We start from the raw sequence: 15,650 nt of genomic DNA, 5'->3' as shown, positions 1-15,650 counted from the left end.
GTACACGACATGTCCCAGCCCCGGCTCCTTGGTGGACGCTACGAACTCGACACCGTCGTCGGGCGCGGCGGCATGGCCGAGGTCCACCGCGCACGCGACCTCCGGCTCGACCGGCTCGTCGCGATCAAGACCCTTCGACACGACCTCGCCCGCGACCACGTGTTCCAGGCCAGGTTCCGCCGCGAGGCCCAGTCCGCGGCCTCGCTGAACCACCCGGCGATCATCGCCGTCTACGACACCGGCGAGGACGTCGTGGACGGCGTCTCCATCCCGTACATCGTCATGGAGTACGTGGACGGACGCACTCTGAAGGAGTTGCTCGACGACGACCGGCGTCTGCTGCCGGAACGGTCGGCGGAACTCGTCGACGGCATCCTCAACGCGCTGGAGTACAGCCACGACAACGGGATCGTCCACCGCGACATCAAGCCCGCCAACGTGATGCTGACCCGCAACGCCGAGGTCAAGGTGATGGACTTCGGCATCGCCCGGTCGATGGGCGACGACCAGGCCACCATGACCCAGGCGTCCCAGGTCATCGGCACGGCACAGTACCTGTCCCCGGAACAGGCGCGCGGCGAGCGGGTGGACCCGCGCAGCGACATCTACTCCACCGGGTGCGTGCTCTACGAACTCCTCACCGGGCGTCCCCCCTTCACCGGCGACTCTCCCGTGTCGATCGCCTACCAGCACGTACGCGAGGAACCCGTCCCACCGACCGAGATCGACGCGCAGGTCCCCGAATGGCTGGAGGACGTCACCCTCCGCGCGATGACCAAGGACCGCGAGGAGCGCTACCAGAACGCCGCGGAGATGCGGGCGGACATCCAGCGCGGCCTCGCGGGCATGCCCACGCAGGCGGGCACCATGGCGATGGCCGCCGCGGGCGCCACCACCGCACTGCCTCCCGCCAACGGCGGCGGGTACGGCGGCTACGGCGATGACTACGACGACCGGTACGACGACGACTACGACGACCGGTACGAGCAGGAGCGCAAGGGCGGCGCCGGCAGGGGCGCGCTCTGGGCCCTGCTCGCCGTCGGTGTGATCGGCTCCCTCATACTGGCCTTCTGGCTGTTCACCCGGGACAATGTGCCGACGGTCGAGTCGGTCGCCGTCCCCGACGTGGTCGGAGAGACGGAGGACGAAGCGCGGGCGGCGCTGACCGACGCGGGCTTCGACGACGTCACCACGGAGGAACGGGCTGACGAGGCCGAGCCGGGCACGGTGCTGGAGACCAATCCGTCAGCCGGGACCGAACACCCCCTGAACGAGGAGGTCGTCCTGGCCGTGTCCGCCGGCCCGGAGGCCGTGGAGATCCCGGACGTGCAGGGGCAGACCGAGTCACAGGCCCGGAGCACGCTGTCCAGCGAGGGCTTCGAGGACGTCCGGACCGAACAGCGGGCCAGCGACGAGGTCGCCGAGGGCAGCGCGGTCGGGACCGACCCGGCCGCGGGCCGGGAGGTGGCTCCGGACAGCGAGATCACCCTGTACATCTCCTCCGGTCCCGATCAGGTGGACGTGCCGGATCTGATCGGCATGAACCGGGTCGGCGCTGAGGCCGCTCTCCAGGGGAGCGGGCTGGTCGGGGAGTTCGTCGAACAGGAGACCAGCAACGCCGCGGCAGGCGTGGTGATCGCCCAGTCGCCACAGGCGAACCAGCAGGTCGCGCCCGGCGGCACGGTGACGGTGACCATCGCCGCGGAGCCGCAGACCGAACAGCCTCAGCCGGGCGACGACACGGGCGAGCCGACCGATCCGACCCTGCCGACCCCGCCTGACGAGCCGGAGGGGCCCGGCGACGACGATGACGGGGGCTTCCCCTTCCGCAGGCCCTGAGGGAAGCACGGACGACGAACGGGGGCCGCGCTCTTCGGAGCGCGCCCCCGCGGTGCGCCGGAAGAACATGCCGCGCGGATCGTGTCCGTGCGGCGGTGACGGAGCCCCACTCCGGGGCGTAGACTGTGGATCGTTTCGAACCGCCCACCTCTCTGGAGCAGCGCCCGTGCCCAAGTCCCGCAGCGACCGCAAGAAGAAGGCCGTCTACACGCCGCCTCCTTCGAAGGAGAAGCCCAAGGTCACACCGCGCTGGCTGGTCCCGACCATGCTGGGCTTCTTCATCGCGGGCATCCTCTGGATCGGCGTCTACTACATCGCGGGCCAGTTCGTTCCGTACATGCGGGACCTGAACAACTGGAACCTGGCGATCGGCTTCAGCGGCATCATCGTGGCCGTCATCCTGTCCACGCGCTGGCACTGACGGACCGCACACCCCGGTTTTCCACAGGGTTATCCACAGGCTGTGGGTAGCCTGGTCCATCGTGCCCGGCGTCCCTGGCGGTTGGGACCGGGTTCACATGCGACGAAGGGCCTCGGACACAGGTCCGAGGCCCTTGCGCGTGGCCGGGGCGCGGAGGGCCGCCTGACGCGACGACGGGCTCCGGCCGTCGGTCAGACCAGTCCCAGGACACCGGGGAGAACGAGCAGCGCGGCCACGAGCAGCACGGCGAAGCCCGCCGCCGCGACCGCGTGCACGACCGTGCGGCGGGTCGCCGCCGTGTTCCGGCGCGGCAGGTAGGCGAAGACCGCGCCCAGCGCCAGGCCCGCCACCAGGCCGCCGATGTGGGCGGTCCACGAGATGTTCGGGACGGTGAAGGTCAGCACGAGGTTGACCGCCAGGAGCACCGCGACCATCCGCAGGTCCAGACCGAGCCGTCGGCCGATCACGAACACCGCGCCGAAGAGGGCGAAGATCGCCCCGGAGGCCCCGACCGCGAACCCGTACGGCTCGACCAGGGTGGTGAGCACCGACCCGGCCACGGCTCCGAGCACCCACAGCGTCAGGAACCGCCCGTGCCCCAGCCAGCGTTCCAGCTGGCCGCCGAGCAGGAACATCGCGTATCCGTTGAACAGCAGGTGGAAGATACCGCCGTGCAGGAAGGCGGCGCTGATCAGCCGGTACCACTCCCCAGAGAGGACGCCGAGCGTCTCCCCGCGCTCGGTCACCCCGAAACCCAGCATCCCGAACTCCCAGACGAGGGACGAGCCCCCGACCGAGAGGGCGGACGCGGCCGTCACCATCTGGGCGAGGTAGCCCGCGGCCATCAGGCCCAGGATGGTCCAGGTGACGTACGGCTTGCTCACCACCCGCCCGCCGAACACGGTCCGGGCCGCGCGGGTGTTCCGCCGGCCCTCGGTGACACAGTTCGGACACTGGTAGCCCACGGACGCCTCGACCATGCAGTCCGGGCAGATGGGCCGTTCGCACCGGGTGCAGCTGACCCCGGTCTCACGGTTCGTGTGCCGGTAACAGGTGCGCGGTGCGCCGGGGGGCCGTGGCGACGCGGTCATGGGCGGGTTCTCACTCCTCGGTGTCCGGGCACGTCGTCTCCGCTATCGGGTGATCTCGACGCTCTCGACGACGACGTCCGTCAGCGGGCGGTCGTTGGGGTCGGTCTTGACGGTGGAGATGCTCTCGACGACGTCGGAGCCCTCGACGACCTCACCGAAGATGGTGTGGCGGCCGTCGAGCCAGTTCGGCTCGTTGACGGTGATGAAGAACTGCGAGCCGTTCGTCCCCGGGCCCGCGTTGGCCATGGCGAGCAGGAACGGCCGGTCGAAACGGAGCTTGGGGTGGATCTCGTCGCCGAACTTGTAGCCGGGGCCGCCGCGACCGGTGCCGAGCGGACAGCCGCCCTGGATCATGAAGCCGTCGATGACCCGGTGGAAGATCGTGCCCGCGTACAGGCTGTCATTGGACATCTTCCCCGTGGCGGGGTCCATCCACTGCTTCGACCCCTCGGCCAAACCGACGAAGTTGGCGACCGTCTGGGGGGCCTCCTTCTCGAACAGCCGGATGACGATGGTTCCCTCGGAGGTGGTCAGCCGTGCGGTGGCCTGGCCCTTGGAGTCCGACACCTACGTGCCTTTCGGTCGAGTGCGCTTACGTGCTCACGTTACCCGTCCGACCTCCTCACTTCACCGGAACCCCGACGACCTGTGGACAACCCGTACGGTGTCGGAACGCCAAATGCCGAAGGAGAGGACGTAAGTTGAGATAACACCCGGATAACACGGCGTGCAGCCACCGCTGGGTGGGGACCGAGAACGACCGAAGGAGCTGACGACGTGCCCATCACTTCGAAGCGTCGCAAGGCACGCAGGGAGGCCGAGGCGACCCTCGTCCGCCTGCAGGATCTGGCCCGGACTCAGGCGGACCGGTTCGGCCCGTACGCCGACCAGGCGCGGGACCAGGCCGCCCTGAGGCTCCTCCAGGCGCGCGGTTGGACCGCTCCCAGGTTGGAGACGGCCGCACAGCGCGTCGAGGACACCGTGGCGCCCCGGGTGGCCGGGATGCTCACGGCGGCCGCCCACCGCGTCGACCCGAGCCCGCGTTCGCGCATGAGGAGGCGTCTGCGCGCAAGCGCCCGCGTGCGACGCGGGGTCGTGATCGGGGGAGCCGCGGTGCTGGGGGGAGTGATCGTCTACTCCCTGATCCGACTCCGCCAGGCGTCCCAGGACGCGGAGTGGCAGGAGCACCTCGACCAGGCCCGGGAACAGGTGCGTGAGACCCGCGAGAACCTGGAGGAGAAGGCCACGGCCGTCAAGGAGAAGGTCAAGGCCGCCGCGGGGCACGAGCGGGCCGAGAAGAACGGCCACCCGGGTCGGTGACCCACCGAGGGCGCGGGGCCTCCGCGCCCTCCGTTCCGTCGGCTCAGTCGTCCTTGAGGAGACGGAGGAACATCGGGTACCGCCAGTTCTTGCCCCTGAGCGCGGCCACCGAGGCGACGGCCGGGAGGCAGAGCGCGCCCACGACCGCGTACAGGGTGACGAGGAACGGCAGGACCAGGAAGAAGAGCAGGAGACCGCCCACACCCGCGATGAGGCAGAAGAGCTGGAAGTTCAGCGCCTCCATGGCCTGGCGGCGGACGTACGGCGAGTACCGGTCGCTCACGAGGAAGATCAGCAGCGGCGCCACGAACGGGAAGAAGTAGCTGCCCGCGTGGGTGCAGGCGGCGACCACCCGTTCGACCGGCGTGCTGGGCAGGGGGGTCCTGAGGTCGGTCGTGGTCCCGGGGGTCCCGGGGGTCCCGGGTCCTGCCGGGACCGCCCCGAGGTCCCGGGTGAGCGGTTCGACATCTGCGCGGACCCTGGCCCGCATCGCGTGGTCGAGGCGTTCGTCGAACTCCTGCTCGTCGAGCTGGCCGACGCTGTAGGCCTCACGAAGGATCTCGGCGACCGCGTCCCGGTCAGCGTGTGTGAGGCGGACCTGCGGCTGCTCCTGGTGGCGCCGCGTCGGCTGTCGACGGTCCCGTACTGCCACTCCCACTCCCAAAGCCGAAGGGGGCACGGCTGTTCTCCCACCGTGGCCGTGCTCCCCCCATCATGGGCCATCCCGTGGCGAACGGACATCGGGGCACTCCCTGATCCTCCCCTGATCCCCTCCATCGGGGGCGCGCCCCGACCGCCGAGTCCGCCCCCTGGGGTGTGTTCCGCGGACACCAGCCCTGCTGCGCGATGCCCCGGCACGACTCTCGCGGCGTTTCATCAGTCGCAAGGCCCCCCACCCCTACTCCTTCTTCGGCCTTGCGACAGCCGCACTGGATGCGCCGCTCGCGACGGGCGGCATCCACGGAACACGCCCTATGGGTGCGCCGCGACCGGAGCGGACCTGCCGGACCGCTCCTCCTCATATCGCCGCTCGGCCGAGGTCAACAGCTCGTACCAGTCGCTGACATCCTTGCGCCGACGCAGGAGGGCACGACGCTCGCGTTCGGTCATGCCTCCCCAGACACCGAACTCGATGCGGCTGTCGAGCGCCTCGGCCAGGCACATCGTGCGCACGGGGCAGCCCCGGCAGATGAGTTTGGCGCGATTCTGCGCGGCACCCTGCACGAAGAGGGCATCGGGGTCGATTTCCCGACATTTGGCACGGGCCGCCATCTTCTCATTCCACATGTTGCCCCACTCCCAAGATCAGCATGTGTGGTGATCGGAAATCCCACCGGCTGACGCGACCGCCGATGGGGGAGGAGGAACGGCCGATCCGAGGACTGCCGGACAGGGGGCCGCGGCTCGTCTTCGGGGGTTGATCGTTTCGGCGCGCTGTGTTCCTCGTTGTCGCTGGTGTCGAAACTACGGATCGTCCCTGTTCACCAACAGTCCCCAAGTGGCCTATTTCTCATATGGCCCACTAGGACCATTGCACTTCGGGGAGGTGTCATCATACACACACGGAGAGTGTTCGCATGTGGTAGAGGTGAAAGCATTCCATGAATACCGGGATGACCTGCGGTTTCCCCGCATGCCCGTGGTGACCGATCGGGTGGGACGAAGCGGGCGCCCCACCGATCGGACTAGAACCGTGCACAGAACGCGACGACCGCCCAAGCGGGTCCCGAACGAGCGCCGGAAGGGCGCGTGGGCCGAGGGCCGCACCTCCCCGTGCCATGACGGAACCACCCGGCAGGGCGGGCGACCTCCCCCGAACAGGGCCGTCGCGAAGTGGTGTGGAGCCAGGGGGCGAATCCCGGAGCGCCCGGACGAGGCCGCCCGGAAAACGGAGGGCTGGCGGGGCGGTCCTTCGGAAGGCGGAGCCGCAGGGGCGTGTGCGTGGAGGCGGCCCCGTCGCGCGGCGGGATGTGTGTCCACGGCACACGTCCTTGGGACACAGGCACGAACCCGACCGGGCCGCGTGACGACGCGGGCAATGTGCGCCCTATGCGCAACGGCCACCCGAGGCGATCGCCTGGGTGGCCGTCTTCACGTCCGTGACGTGGCAAGCGATGAGTGGAGCAAGGGGAGTCGAACCCCTGACCTCCGGTATGCAAATCGCTTGAAAGCGACTCCGGGACCTGCGATCGCTCCGGCCACCTGCGCGAATACGCCCGGCCGGTTCCTACCGTTACCCCCTGGTTCCCGGGGTCATCTGCAATGAATGTGCAACGCCGCGCACGGGCACACCATGCCTTCGCCCCAGGTCGACGGAGGCTTTCTGGGAGCTCCGCCACGGCTCCCCCACCCCCGTCTTCGGCAACCACGGTTTCGGTCCCGCATGGGTTCTGGCGCGGTCGGTCTGTACCCCCGCGCGTCCGGTGTCGCGCCAGGTTCCGTGCGGGTTCGGGGGGTCCAGGGGGGTGGGCCCCCCTGGTACCGCCAGACGGTGACCGAGTCTGTTGCTCGTATGGAGTCCGTTTGTGGCGCTGCTCCTCCGCTTCGCCCGGTGCCCGTCTCGGGACCGGGCGGCAGCCCGCAGCCCGAGACGGGCGGCGGGCTGCGCGACGGCGCTTGCGCCGTCGCCTTGATCCCATACAGCCCAATTCGGCAACGAGGTCGGCGGGCTCACGGCGCGACAGGTCGCGCACCCTCCCACGCCAGTTCGAAGCTCCGTGCGTAGGTCTCGGCCATGTCCGGGGACAGGGTTCGGTCAATCTCGACCACCGGCGACTTCGCCGCTGGCAGCCCATAGATGTGCTGGTTGACCAGAAGCCGCTTCTCCGTCAGGTAGACGGAGTTGTACAGAACGGTGGAATGCGTTCGGATCTCGATGCCGTCGACGTCCAGGAGGGGACGGAAGAGGGCGAGCGCGTTCCGCGCCCTGGCGGCCAATGCGTCTCCGATCTCCTCGTCCTCCCCGCGTCGCCGCACCTCGGGTGAATCGGGATCTCCCAACAGAATCCGGACGCTCACGCCGTCTCGGGCTCGCGCGGCCAGAAGCTCTAGGATGCCCGCGTCGTCGGCGAGGAACAGGCCGCTGTAGACGAGGATGCCGATTTCCTGCTTCGCTTCGGCGAAGAGGGCGCACCACGCTTCCCTCGACACCTCCCAGCGGTGGGCGAACACACGGTAGACGTGCTCCGAGACAGGGGAGTCCTCTTCGGGATCGGGGTCTTCCTTGGGCCATAGCTCCTCCTCGTCCACCTGGAGGAGATCGGCGACCGCCCAGCGGTGGCGAGGGTAGGGCCGTTGGCCCGAAAGCCATCGGTGGACGGTCTTGGGGTCGACACCGAGATGCGTGGCCACATCGGTCTCGGTGAGTCGGGACGCGGCCAGCGCCTTCCGCAGTGCAGTGTTCACGTCGATGCCCTCCGGGGTGCGGGAACCCGACGATAACAGAAGACGTCCCTAGACGTCCCTCAACTTGTCCGATACGTGGTACACATGTCCGCTTACTCGGAGCATCGTTGCCCAGGTAACGAAGGCTCCTGTGAGTCCCTCGGACTCCTGGGTGTCTGGCCCGACCGAGTAGGGGCGGATTATGCGGAACCCGTTCGCACACGTTCGGAAGCGCACACCCTCCACGAACCGAACTCCAAGACCAGTGCCGTGCTCGCAGTTGCCCTTCACACCACCATCTCCCGCGTACACGGTCGCACCGATGGTCCGGGTAGCTCGGCCCTACGTGCTCCACGCGGAGAGACGGCGCGCTGCTCACCTGGTCGACCGGACGCGGATCGGTCTGAAAGTCCTTTTCGAGATCTCACGAATGGAGGTGATGGCAGCGTGAGCGCCACAACCGGACCGGACGTCCTGCTTCGACTGCTCGAAGCCCACTACGGCGACCAGTGGTCCATCCGGCGTCACGGACGCCTGTGGGTCGCCACCACCACGAACGCCGACGCGAAGCACGCACCCACGCTCATCGAGGAGAACGTGGAGGTGTTCGCCAACCAGCTTGAACATCCCCCCAACGGAATCGGGAACGCGAACCTGCTTCCCGAGCGGATCGCCCAGGGCGGCCGTCGCATCGGGGATGCGGAAGGCGGTCCTCCGGAGAAGTGAGGACCGGCCGCAGGTCGACGTTCGGTTCCGTCCGTGACCAGCGTCAGTGCTGCGGTTGGGGCGTCCGCCTGGTGATGGTCGGGGGGAGGGTCTACAGGCCCGGTCATCACCGGCGGGCGTCTATGCGCTTCAACTTTTCTGCACGATGCTGCTACTGCAAAATGCAGAAAGCGGCGCATGTTGCGGTTCGCTGTTGCCCGAGTCCTGAAGGAGCCCGTTTGAGTCCGCGTACCCCCTGGGGGACCTACAACCAGATCGCGGAAGCCCTTCGCTCCCGCATCACCGCGGGGGACCTCGCGCCTGGGGACGCGCTTCCCTCAGAGGCGGCGCTCGGAGACGAGTTCGGTGTCTCACGCACGACGGTCCGCCGCGCTCTGGTCTTGCTGGAATCGGACCGGCTGATCAAGGCACTTCCCGGAACAGGTCGTGTCGTATGCACCGAGGAAGAACGCCAGCGTGCGGAACCGGGCTCCGCGCCTCCCGCCCAGTACCGGCGGATCGCTGCCGACCTGCGCGACCGCATCACCAGCGGAGAACTCACGCCCGGTGACGCCCTGCCCAGTGAGGCCGCGCTTGTCCGCGAGTACGACGTGTCGCGGGGGACGGCGCGACAGGCCCTCTCCGAGCTGGAGGGAACCGGGCTCGTGGTCGCCGTGCACGGTAAGGGTCGGTTCGTCAAAGGGTCGGACACGGCCGCGGGTTAGCCTGGCACATGTGGGACATGTTCACTGGGCGCGGGATCTCGCGCGAAAGCTGCTCGAACGACCGTTGCCCCGGCGCTGGGCGCACACACAGGGCGTGGCGGAACAGGCCCGTTCCCTGAACGGCGTTCTCGGGGAGGATGCCGATCTCCTCGAAGCCTCGGCCTGGCTGCACGACATCGGGTACTCCCCGGACCTGGCGACGACCGGCTTCCACCCCCTCGACGGTGCTCGCTACCTGCGCGACGTTCACAACGCTGATCAGGAGTTGTGCTCCCTGGTCGCCTACCACTCCGGGGCCGTGGTGGAAGCCGAGGAACGCGGCATGCCGGGTGTGCTCGAAGGCGAGTTCGCTTACCCCCGGGAACACCTGCTGGAAGCGCTCACCTACTCGGACATGACCACCAGTCCGGACGGCACCCACCTACCGGTCGAACGTCGCCTGTCGGAGATTCTGGAGCGCTACGCCCCTGACCACCTCGTGCATCGCGCGATCACCCGTTCCTCACCGACGCTGACGTCAGCGGTGCGGGCCGTGGAACAGCGCCTGGCCGACGCTCGGTGAGATCACCCGATGTGCATCGGTCCACCGTTGAGGAAGTGCCCGACGCGTAGCCGCATGGACCGGTCCATCTTGTATGTCGCCAGCTCCGTTCGTGGAACCCAGACGACTTCCTTGGATTCGCTGCTGGGTCTGGGCTCACCCGAGACGGGTCGGGCGGTGAACGCGATGGAGAATTCCTGTCGGGCCTCGCCGTCGCTCGTGTAGTAGATGATGTGCTTCGGATCGCTGTAGATCCCTACGGTTCCGGTGATCTCGCAGGTGATCCCGGTTTCTTCCAGGGTCTCCCGGACTGCTGCCTGGGGTACCGACTCGCCCAGGTCGACGGCGCCCCCGGGAACCGCCCAGTTGTCGTTGTCGGTGCGACGGATCATCAGGACTTCGTCGCGGTCGTTGACGACGAAGACGTTCACGGACGGGACGAGGCTGTTCGCGGCCGGTGCCTCGGGGTCGTCGTAGTAGTCGATCCGCTTACCCATGGGCCTGCTCTCAGTCGAGGGGGGTCGCCCCGTCCCACACCTTCTCGTAGCTCTCCATGTAGGTGCTCATCATCCCACCGCCGGGAATCTTGCGGAGGTGGAAGACGGGGGCTTCGGCCGCGACGGAGCCGTACACGTGAGAGTTCACCAAGAGCTGGTCGTCGGCGCGGTACAGGGAGTTGTACAGGGTCGTCCCGTGTAGCCGGAACTCCGTTCCCTCGATGGCGCGCAGGGACTTGTACATCAGGATGACGTTCCGGATCTTGGCGGCCAAGAGCTCGCCCAGGCCCTCGTCCTCCCCGCGCTGCGCTACGGCGTCACTGTCGGGGTCGCCCAGAAGGATCCGAACACGGACACCCGAACGGGCCTTGTCCGCCAGGAGCTTGAGCATGCTCGGGTCGTCCGCCAGGAAGAACCCGCTGAAGACGAGGATCGAGATCTCTTCCTGGGCGTCCTCGAAGAGGCGCTTCCACAGGTCGGCCGGGACACTCCACCGGTGGGGGTAGATCTCGATGATCTCACTCTGCGACGCTGCCTTGCTCTGCTCCGGGCTGAGGGCTTCGGGCCAGATGTAGGTCTCATCCACACCGAGGTAGGCCGCGGCCGAATAGCGATGCCGCCGGTAGGGGGTGCGGCCCTGCGTGATCCAACGCTCGACGCTCTTCGCGTCGACACCGATCGCCTCGGCCACGTCGGCCGGTGTGACGCCACGCTGAAGGAGCGCGGCTCGCAACCTCTCGTTCGGCATGTACCTCGGGGTTCGCAGGATGTCTGGGGACGCGCTCACATTACCGAGACGTCCCGAACACGTCCAGCCATGTAGTGATCTCGTCCCGTCGTCTCAAGGGATCGTTGTCACTGTCGCCGGAACCCCCGGTGGCAGCGGATTCGACGGACTTCCCCAACTTCCTTCGTCTACCGCTGGTCGCGAGTATCGATACATGCTATACATGTATCGAAGTTGGTCCGAGTGATCGCCTGGCGCTCACTGAAAAGGGCCTTGAACTGCGTGAATGATGAGAAGAGGACTGCCGATATGGCTATTCAGGGTGCGTTGCCGGTGGAGTTCGGCACGGTGTTCCCGCACGGGGCGTTCGCTCTGGGGGTGGAAGCGATCACCGATTTCGAGACCAAGCGTCCCCAACTCGACAAGGACACGGGTCTTCCGCTGTGGGCGGTGGACGTGATCGACGCCGACCCCGAAGCGCGGGGCAAGGCCAAGTCGGTCAAGGTCAAGGTGGCCGCCGAGGTGTGCCCGACGCTGCCGGACGAGGTCCCGGGGCTGCCGTTCCGGCCGATCGAGTTCGAACAGATGGCAGTCCAGCCGTACGTGGACGACAACGGTCGCCGTCCCCGGGTGGCGTACTCGCTGCGGGCTCGCGGGGTGAAGGCTCCCGGCGCTGCTTCGGGGCGCAAGACGGTCAAGGACGCCGCCTGACCCCCATTCGTGCGTGAAGCGGGGCGGCCTGGTGCTCCAACACCTGAGCCGCCCCTGAATCCCTCCCGGAAGCTTCCCAACTTTCAGAAGAGGTGTCTTCAGTATGTCCGATTACCCCACCGACCTGTCCGGGCTGACCGGATCGCAGCTCGTCCGGGTCTTCCTGGACGCGGTCCACACGCCGCCCAGCACCGATGTCGAGCGGGCGGAGTTCTTCGACTTCAAGGCCCGTGTGTTCGCCCGGATCGCGGAGCGGGACGGCAACCCGGACGCCGCGAAGGCCGCTGTTCGTGCCCGTGCCGACCGTGACCGGGTCCTGGCCCGGATTGAGGCCGCGATGGGGGGTGAGGTCTGATGCCGCCCAAGGTCGGTGCCGCGCAGACCTCCCCGACGTTGCCGTCTCCGGCTCAGGGGGTGCGGTGGACGACCCCGATCGTGGAAACCCCCGGGATCGTCGTCCTGGCCTCCTGGGTGTGGCGGCTGGTGCGGTTCCTGGTCACTCTGCCGTTCCGGTTCCCCGTGATGGTCGCCTCTCTGGGCTCCTGCGCTGCGGTGTGGTGGTGGTTCGGTTGGCTGGGCCTGGCCGTGCTGTGCGGGGTCGCCTCGGTGGTCGCGTTGGTGTGGTGGCTCATCTGGCCGGACTCGTTCCGGGTCTGCGTCGCCCTGCGGGTGTTGGCGTGGTGGCGGCACGTGGTGGTCTACCGCCGGCACTGGCAACCGGTCCTGGTCATCTCCGGGTTGGCGGAGTCCTACCAGGAACGCCGCTACCTGCCCCGCATCCGCCGCGTGGTCTGCACCTCCTGGGCCGACCGGGTCCGGGTCACCCTCGTGGCCGGAACCTCCCCCACTGATTTCGAGACCCGCGTGTCCGAGCTGGCGCACGGGTTCGGTGCCCCGTCCTGCCGTGTGGTTGTGGAGGGGCCGCGCAAGATCACCTTGGAGTTCCCCCGACACGACACCCTCGCCGAACCCCTCGACGCCTTGGACATCCCGGACCTGGATGCGGTGGACTTGTCCGCGTTGCCGGTCGGCGTCACCGAGGACGGGTCGCAGTGGCGGCTACGCCTGCACGGGACTCACGTCCTGGTGGCGGGGGTGACCGGGTCCGGGAAGGGCTCGGTGATCTGGTCGACCATCCGCGCGATGCTCCCGGCTGTGGCTGAGGGGACGGCGCGGGTGTGGGCGATCGATCCCAAGCGGATGGAGCTGTCCTACGGCCGGGGCCTGTTCGCCCGGTACGCCGACGATGGCGAATCCGCGGTGGCCGTCTTGGAATCGGCGGTGGCCGACATGCAGGACCGGGCCCGACGGTACGCCGGTCGCCAGCGCTCGCACGTCCCCACCACGGCGGATCCGTTCGTGTTGGTGGTGCTGGACGAGGTGGCGTTCCTGACCGCCTACCACCCTGACCGGGATATCCGCCGCCGCGCGGAGAACGCCATAGCCACGCTCACCTCGCAGGGGCGTTCGGTGGGGTTCGCGGTCCTGGCCGCTCTCCAGGACCCCCGCAAAGAGGTGATGAATCTGCGCAACCTGTTCCCGGACAAGGTGGCCCTGCGCCTGGATGAGGCGTCACAGGTGGACATGATCCTCGGGGAGGGCGCCCGGGACCGGGGGGCGAACGCGCATCTGATCGACCCGGGCCTTCCCGGGGTGGGCTACATCCGGATGGAAGGCTCACCCGCCCCGGTGCGGGTGCGAGCGGCGTATGTGTCCGATGACGACATCACCGCCATGGCCCAGGTCTACGGATCGGACCTTTCCCCTGCGGATGAGGTGGCCTGATGCCGAATCCGACCGGTAAGTCGACCCGTGCCGAACGGCTCGCGCAACCTCTGGCCCGTGAGGTAGCCGAACAGGTGGCCGCTGACCACGGGGTGTGCATTCGTCCGGTCTCGCTGCGGCGGACGGACATCGGTACTGGGGAAACCGAGATCGTGGACGTCCCGTGCGGGTCCACCCTCGAATCCCGGTGCCCCGCCTGCGCGAAGCGTAAGCGGTCGCTCCGGCGGACCCAGTGTGAGGAGGGCTGGCACCTGGCAGAGGAACCCGTGGTCGAGCCTGACCCGCCCTCCCAGACGCAACGCTCGTGGGTCCAGCAGCGGGCCGTGGTCACCGCCGAACGCGACCGCCTCGCCTCCACAGGGGCCGCGTCGGCTGACGAGCTGGCCGAACTGGACGCGGTCATCTCGGATCTGGATGAGGAGATCACCGCTTCCGGGCTGCGGGGCTCGGTGACCCGCTCGGCAGGCTCGTCGTCGGGGTCGCGTCGGGTGCGCTCGACCAAGCGTCGTCAGGACGTCCCGGACCTTCCGAAGCGTCCGATGACACGGAAGACGGTCGGGCGGGCCTACACGGATCCGAACACGGGGCGGGTGTTCCGGCCTTCGCTGTTCATCACGCTCACCCTGGACTCCTACGGGCGGGTGAAGTCGGACGGGACCCCGGTCGACCCGGCGACCTACGACTACCGGCGGGCGGCTCGGGACGCGCTGCACTTCTCCAAACTGGCCGATCGGTTCGTGCAGAACCTGCGGCGCGTGGCCGGGTTCGATGTGCAGTACTTCGCGGCCGTGGAACCGCAACGCCGGTTGGCCCCGCATCTGCACATGGCCACCCGGGGCACGATCCCCCGGGCCGAACTCCGCCAGATCGCCGCCGCAACCTACCACCAGGTGTGGTGGCCTCCGGCCGATCGCGTGGTCTTCGACGGCGACCGCCTGCCGGTGTGGGACGAGAACGCCGCAACCTACCTCGACCCCACCACGGGCGAACTCCTGCCCACCTGGGACGAGGCGTTGGACGCCCTAGACGAGGACCCCGACGCCGAACCCCATCACGTGGTGCGGTTCGGCCGCCAAATCGACGCCAAGGGCGTTGTCGCGGGCTCGGCGGACGCTGACCGGTGTGTCCGGTACCTCGCGAAGTACCTGACCAAGGACATCGCGGAGTGCCACGAGGTCGACACCGTGGCGCAGGAACAGCACGTCGATCGGTTGTTGGACGCGTTGCGGTTCGAGCCGTGCTCGCCCCGGTGTGCGAACTGGCTCCGGTACGGCGTCCAACCCGACCAGGCCAAGGCGGGGCTTCGCCCGGGGTTCTGCAAGTCGAAGGCGCACCGCCGCGAACACCTGGGCTACGCGGGACGGCGGGTCCTGGTCTCGCGCAAGTGGTCGGGCAAGACCCTCGCGGACCACAAGGCGGACCGGCTGGCCTGGGTGCTGGACGCCCTCGGCATCGACCCGAACAACGAGGACCAGGGCGACGAGAACGGCCACCGTCCACCCGCGTTGACCTCGGTTGACTCCGGACGGTTCGCGTGGGAACTGGCTCGCCCCACCGACCCGGACGTGGCTCCCCGCGAACGCCGCCTACTCCGGGCGGTGGGCGAGTCCCTCAAACGCCGCGCCCAACTCGACGCCGCCCGCCAGAACGATCTTTCGGCAACGCACGAGACGAGGGCCGCATGACCCCCACGACAACCACTGCGACCGTCCCCCAACCCCGCCCCGCGCTGTGGTCGGTGAAGGACACCGCTGCCTTCCTCCGGGTACCTCCGAAGACGCTTTATGAGTGGCGGTACAAGGGCGACGGCCCTCCCTCCCACCGTGTCGGCCGGTACGTGCGCTACCTCCCGGACGAGGTCCACGCCTGGGTCCTCACCCAGTAACCCCCACCCCTGGAAGGAA

18 protein-coding genes and 1 tRNA gene are annotated in these 15,650 nt (G+C 68.4%); 11 read left to right on the top strand and 8 right to left on the bottom strand.

Annotation, left to right across the window (positions count from 1 at the left end; all coding sequences use genetic code 11):
* Positions 1–9 precede the first annotated feature (9 nt).
* Both pknB and BJF83_RS04595 read left to right on the top strand, forming a co-directional pair.
* Entirely contained in the window at positions 10–1,839 is a 1,830-nt protein-coding gene (gene pknB / locus BJF83_RS04600) for a Stk1 family PASTA domain-containing Ser/Thr kinase (protein WP_075925304.1), read from the top strand.
* A 166-nt stretch (positions 1,840–2,005) separates the two neighbouring features.
* Positions 2,006–2,260, top strand: a complete 255-nt coding sequence (locus tag BJF83_RS04595; protein ID WP_075925303.1) for a cell division protein CrgA — start codon at positions 2,006–2,008, stop codon at positions 2,258–2,260.
* 191 nt (positions 2,261–2,451) lie between these two features.
* Here the strand turns inward: BJF83_RS04595 and BJF83_RS04590 are convergent, their stop codons facing one another.
* Entirely contained in the window at positions 2,452–3,351 is a 900-nt protein-coding gene (locus BJF83_RS04590; RefSeq protein ID WP_083678408.1) for a rhomboid family intramembrane serine protease, read from the bottom strand.
* A 42-nt stretch (positions 3,352–3,393) separates the two neighbouring features.
* Positions 3,394–3,918 (bottom strand): peptidylprolyl isomerase, encoded by a 525-nt coding sequence (locus BJF83_RS04585; protein WP_075925302.1) that lies wholly within the window; start codon positions 3,916–3,918, stop codon positions 3,394–3,396.
* Between the two features lie 210 nt (positions 3,919–4,128).
* Here BJF83_RS04585 and BJF83_RS04580 point away from each other — a divergent pair, with 210 nt between their 5' ends.
* A complete protein-coding gene (locus BJF83_RS04580; protein ID WP_075925301.1) occupies positions 4,129–4,671 on the top strand; it encodes a hypothetical protein in 543 nt (180 codons plus the stop codon).
* 43 nt (positions 4,672–4,714) lie between these two features.
* Here BJF83_RS04580 and BJF83_RS04575 read toward each other — a convergent pair whose 3' ends face one another.
* From BJF83_RS04575 to BJF83_RS04565, 4 genes are all read right to left on the bottom strand, one after another.
* Positions 4,715–5,323, bottom strand: coding sequence for a DUF1707 and DUF4870 domain-containing protein (locus BJF83_RS04575; protein WP_075925300.1), 609 nt, complete (start codon positions 5,321–5,323; stop codon positions 4,715–4,717).
* A gap of 320 nt (positions 5,324–5,643) precedes the next feature.
* Positions 5,644–5,958, bottom strand: coding sequence for a WhiB family transcriptional regulator (locus tag BJF83_RS04570; RefSeq protein ID WP_075925299.1), 315 nt, complete (start codon positions 5,956–5,958; stop codon positions 5,644–5,646).
* A gap of 832 nt (positions 5,959–6,790) precedes the next feature.
* Positions 6,791–6,867: transfer RNA gene (locus BJF83_RS27335), tRNA-Ser, on the bottom strand.
* A gap of 474 nt (positions 6,868–7,341) precedes the next feature.
* The gene (locus BJF83_RS04565; RefSeq protein ID WP_316042199.1) at positions 7,342–8,076 is read right to left on the bottom strand and encodes an XRE family transcriptional regulator; all 735 of its coding nucleotides are present in this window, start codon (positions 8,074–8,076) and stop codon (positions 7,342–7,344) included.
* A gap of 426 nt (positions 8,077–8,502) precedes the next feature.
* Between BJF83_RS04565 and BJF83_RS04555 the strand changes: the two genes are divergently transcribed.
* From BJF83_RS04555 to BJF83_RS04545, 3 genes are all read left to right on the top strand, one after another.
* Entirely contained in the window at positions 8,503–8,781 is a 279-nt protein-coding gene (locus BJF83_RS04555; protein ID WP_075925297.1) for a hypothetical protein, read from the top strand.
* A 218-nt stretch (positions 8,782–8,999) separates the two neighbouring features.
* Entirely contained in the window at positions 9,000–9,485 is a 486-nt protein-coding gene (locus BJF83_RS04550; RefSeq protein ID WP_075925296.1) for a GntR family transcriptional regulator, read from the top strand.
* 94 nt (positions 9,486–9,579) lie between these two features.
* Positions 9,580–10,047, top strand: a complete 468-nt coding sequence (locus BJF83_RS04545) for an HD domain-containing protein (RefSeq protein ID WP_262391317.1) — start codon at positions 9,580–9,582, stop codon at positions 10,045–10,047.
* A gap of 2 nt (positions 10,048–10,049) precedes the next feature.
* On the opposite strand, the gene BJF83_RS04540 is transcribed toward BJF83_RS04545, so the two are convergent.
* The gene (locus BJF83_RS04540; protein ID WP_075925294.1) at positions 10,050–10,523 is read right to left on the bottom strand and encodes an NUDIX hydrolase; all 474 of its coding nucleotides are present in this window, start codon (positions 10,521–10,523) and stop codon (positions 10,050–10,052) included.
* Between the two features lie 10 nt (positions 10,524–10,533).
* On the bottom strand, positions 10,534–11,271 hold the full coding sequence (locus BJF83_RS04535) for an XRE family transcriptional regulator (RefSeq protein ID WP_075925293.1): 738 nt from the start codon (positions 11,269–11,271) through the stop codon (positions 10,534–10,536).
* Positions 11,272–11,559: 288 nt separating this feature from the next.
* Between BJF83_RS04535 and BJF83_RS04530 the strand changes: the two genes are divergently transcribed.
* The 5 genes from BJF83_RS04530 to BJF83_RS04510 all read left to right on the top strand — a co-directional run bounded on the left by BJF83_RS04530 (position 11,560) and on the right by BJF83_RS04510 (position 15,631).
* Positions 11,560–11,961, top strand: coding sequence for a plasmid replication, integration and excision activator (locus BJF83_RS04530; protein WP_075925292.1), 402 nt, complete (start codon positions 11,560–11,562; stop codon positions 11,959–11,961).
* A gap of 103 nt (positions 11,962–12,064) precedes the next feature.
* The gene (locus BJF83_RS04525; RefSeq protein WP_075925291.1) at positions 12,065–12,316 is read left to right on the top strand and encodes a hypothetical protein; all 252 of its coding nucleotides are present in this window, start codon (positions 12,065–12,067) and stop codon (positions 12,314–12,316) included.
* Positions 12,316–13,746, top strand: coding sequence for an FtsK/SpoIIIE domain-containing protein (locus BJF83_RS04520; RefSeq protein WP_075925290.1), 1,431 nt, complete (start codon positions 12,316–12,318; stop codon positions 13,744–13,746). Before BJF83_RS04525 ends, BJF83_RS04520 begins: the two co-directional genes overlap by 1 nt.
* Positions 13,746–15,431 carry a replication initiator gene (locus BJF83_RS04515; protein ID WP_075925289.1) on the top strand — a complete coding sequence of 562 codons (1,686 nt, stop codon included), beginning with the start codon at positions 13,746–13,748 and terminating at the stop codon, positions 15,429–15,431. Before BJF83_RS04520 ends, BJF83_RS04515 begins: the two co-directional genes overlap by 1 nt.
* Positions 15,428–15,631 carry an AlpA family transcriptional regulator gene (locus tag BJF83_RS04510; RefSeq protein WP_075925288.1) on the top strand — a complete coding sequence of 68 codons (204 nt, stop codon included), beginning with the start codon at positions 15,428–15,430 and terminating at the stop codon, positions 15,629–15,631. Before BJF83_RS04515 ends, BJF83_RS04510 begins: the two co-directional genes overlap by 4 nt.
* The last annotated feature ends 19 nt before the right edge of the window (positions 15,632–15,650 follow it).

It is taken from the genome of Nocardiopsis sp. CNR-923, from assembly GCF_001942255.1.
Classification (GTDB): domain Bacteria; phylum Actinomycetota; class Actinomycetes; order Streptosporangiales; family Streptosporangiaceae; genus Nocardiopsis.
Note: the sequence above shows the minus strand (reverse complement) of the source record. Positions and strands in the feature narration are given on the sequence as shown.

What these genes read in the sequence shown, in the direction of transcription:
- pknB (WP_075925304.1), top strand. Translation starts at nt 10, where the DNA reads ATGTCCCAGCCCCGGCTCCTTGGTGGACGCTACGAACTCGACACCGTC.
- BJF83_RS04590 (WP_083678408.1), bottom strand. Translation starts at nt 3,351, where the DNA reads ATGACCGCGTCGCCACGGCCCCCCGGCGCACCGCGCACCTGTTACCGG.
- BJF83_RS04570 (WP_075925299.1), bottom strand. Translation starts at nt 5,958, where the DNA reads ATGTGGAATGAGAAGATGGCGGCCCGTGCCAAATGTCGGGAAATCGAC.
- BJF83_RS04540 (WP_075925294.1), bottom strand. Translation starts at nt 10,523, where the DNA reads ATGGGTAAGCGGATCGACTACTACGACGACCCCGAGGCACCGGCCGCG.
- BJF83_RS04535 (WP_075925293.1), bottom strand. Translation starts at nt 11,271, where the DNA reads ATGCCGAACGAGAGGTTGCGAGCCGCGCTCCTTCAGCGTGGCGTCACA.
- BJF83_RS04530 (WP_075925292.1), top strand. Translation starts at nt 11,560, where the DNA reads ATGGCTATTCAGGGTGCGTTGCCGGTGGAGTTCGGCACGGTGTTCCCG.
- BJF83_RS04525 (WP_075925291.1), top strand. Translation starts at nt 12,065, where the DNA reads ATGTCCGATTACCCCACCGACCTGTCCGGGCTGACCGGATCGCAGCTC.
- BJF83_RS04520 (WP_075925290.1), top strand. Translation starts at nt 12,316, where the DNA reads ATGCCGCCCAAGGTCGGTGCCGCGCAGACCTCCCCGACGTTGCCGTCT.
- BJF83_RS04515 (WP_075925289.1), top strand. Translation starts at nt 13,746, where the DNA reads ATGCCGAATCCGACCGGTAAGTCGACCCGTGCCGAACGGCTCGCGCAA.
- BJF83_RS04510 (WP_075925288.1), top strand. Translation starts at nt 15,428, where the DNA reads ATGACCCCCACGACAACCACTGCGACCGTCCCCCAACCCCGCCCCGCG.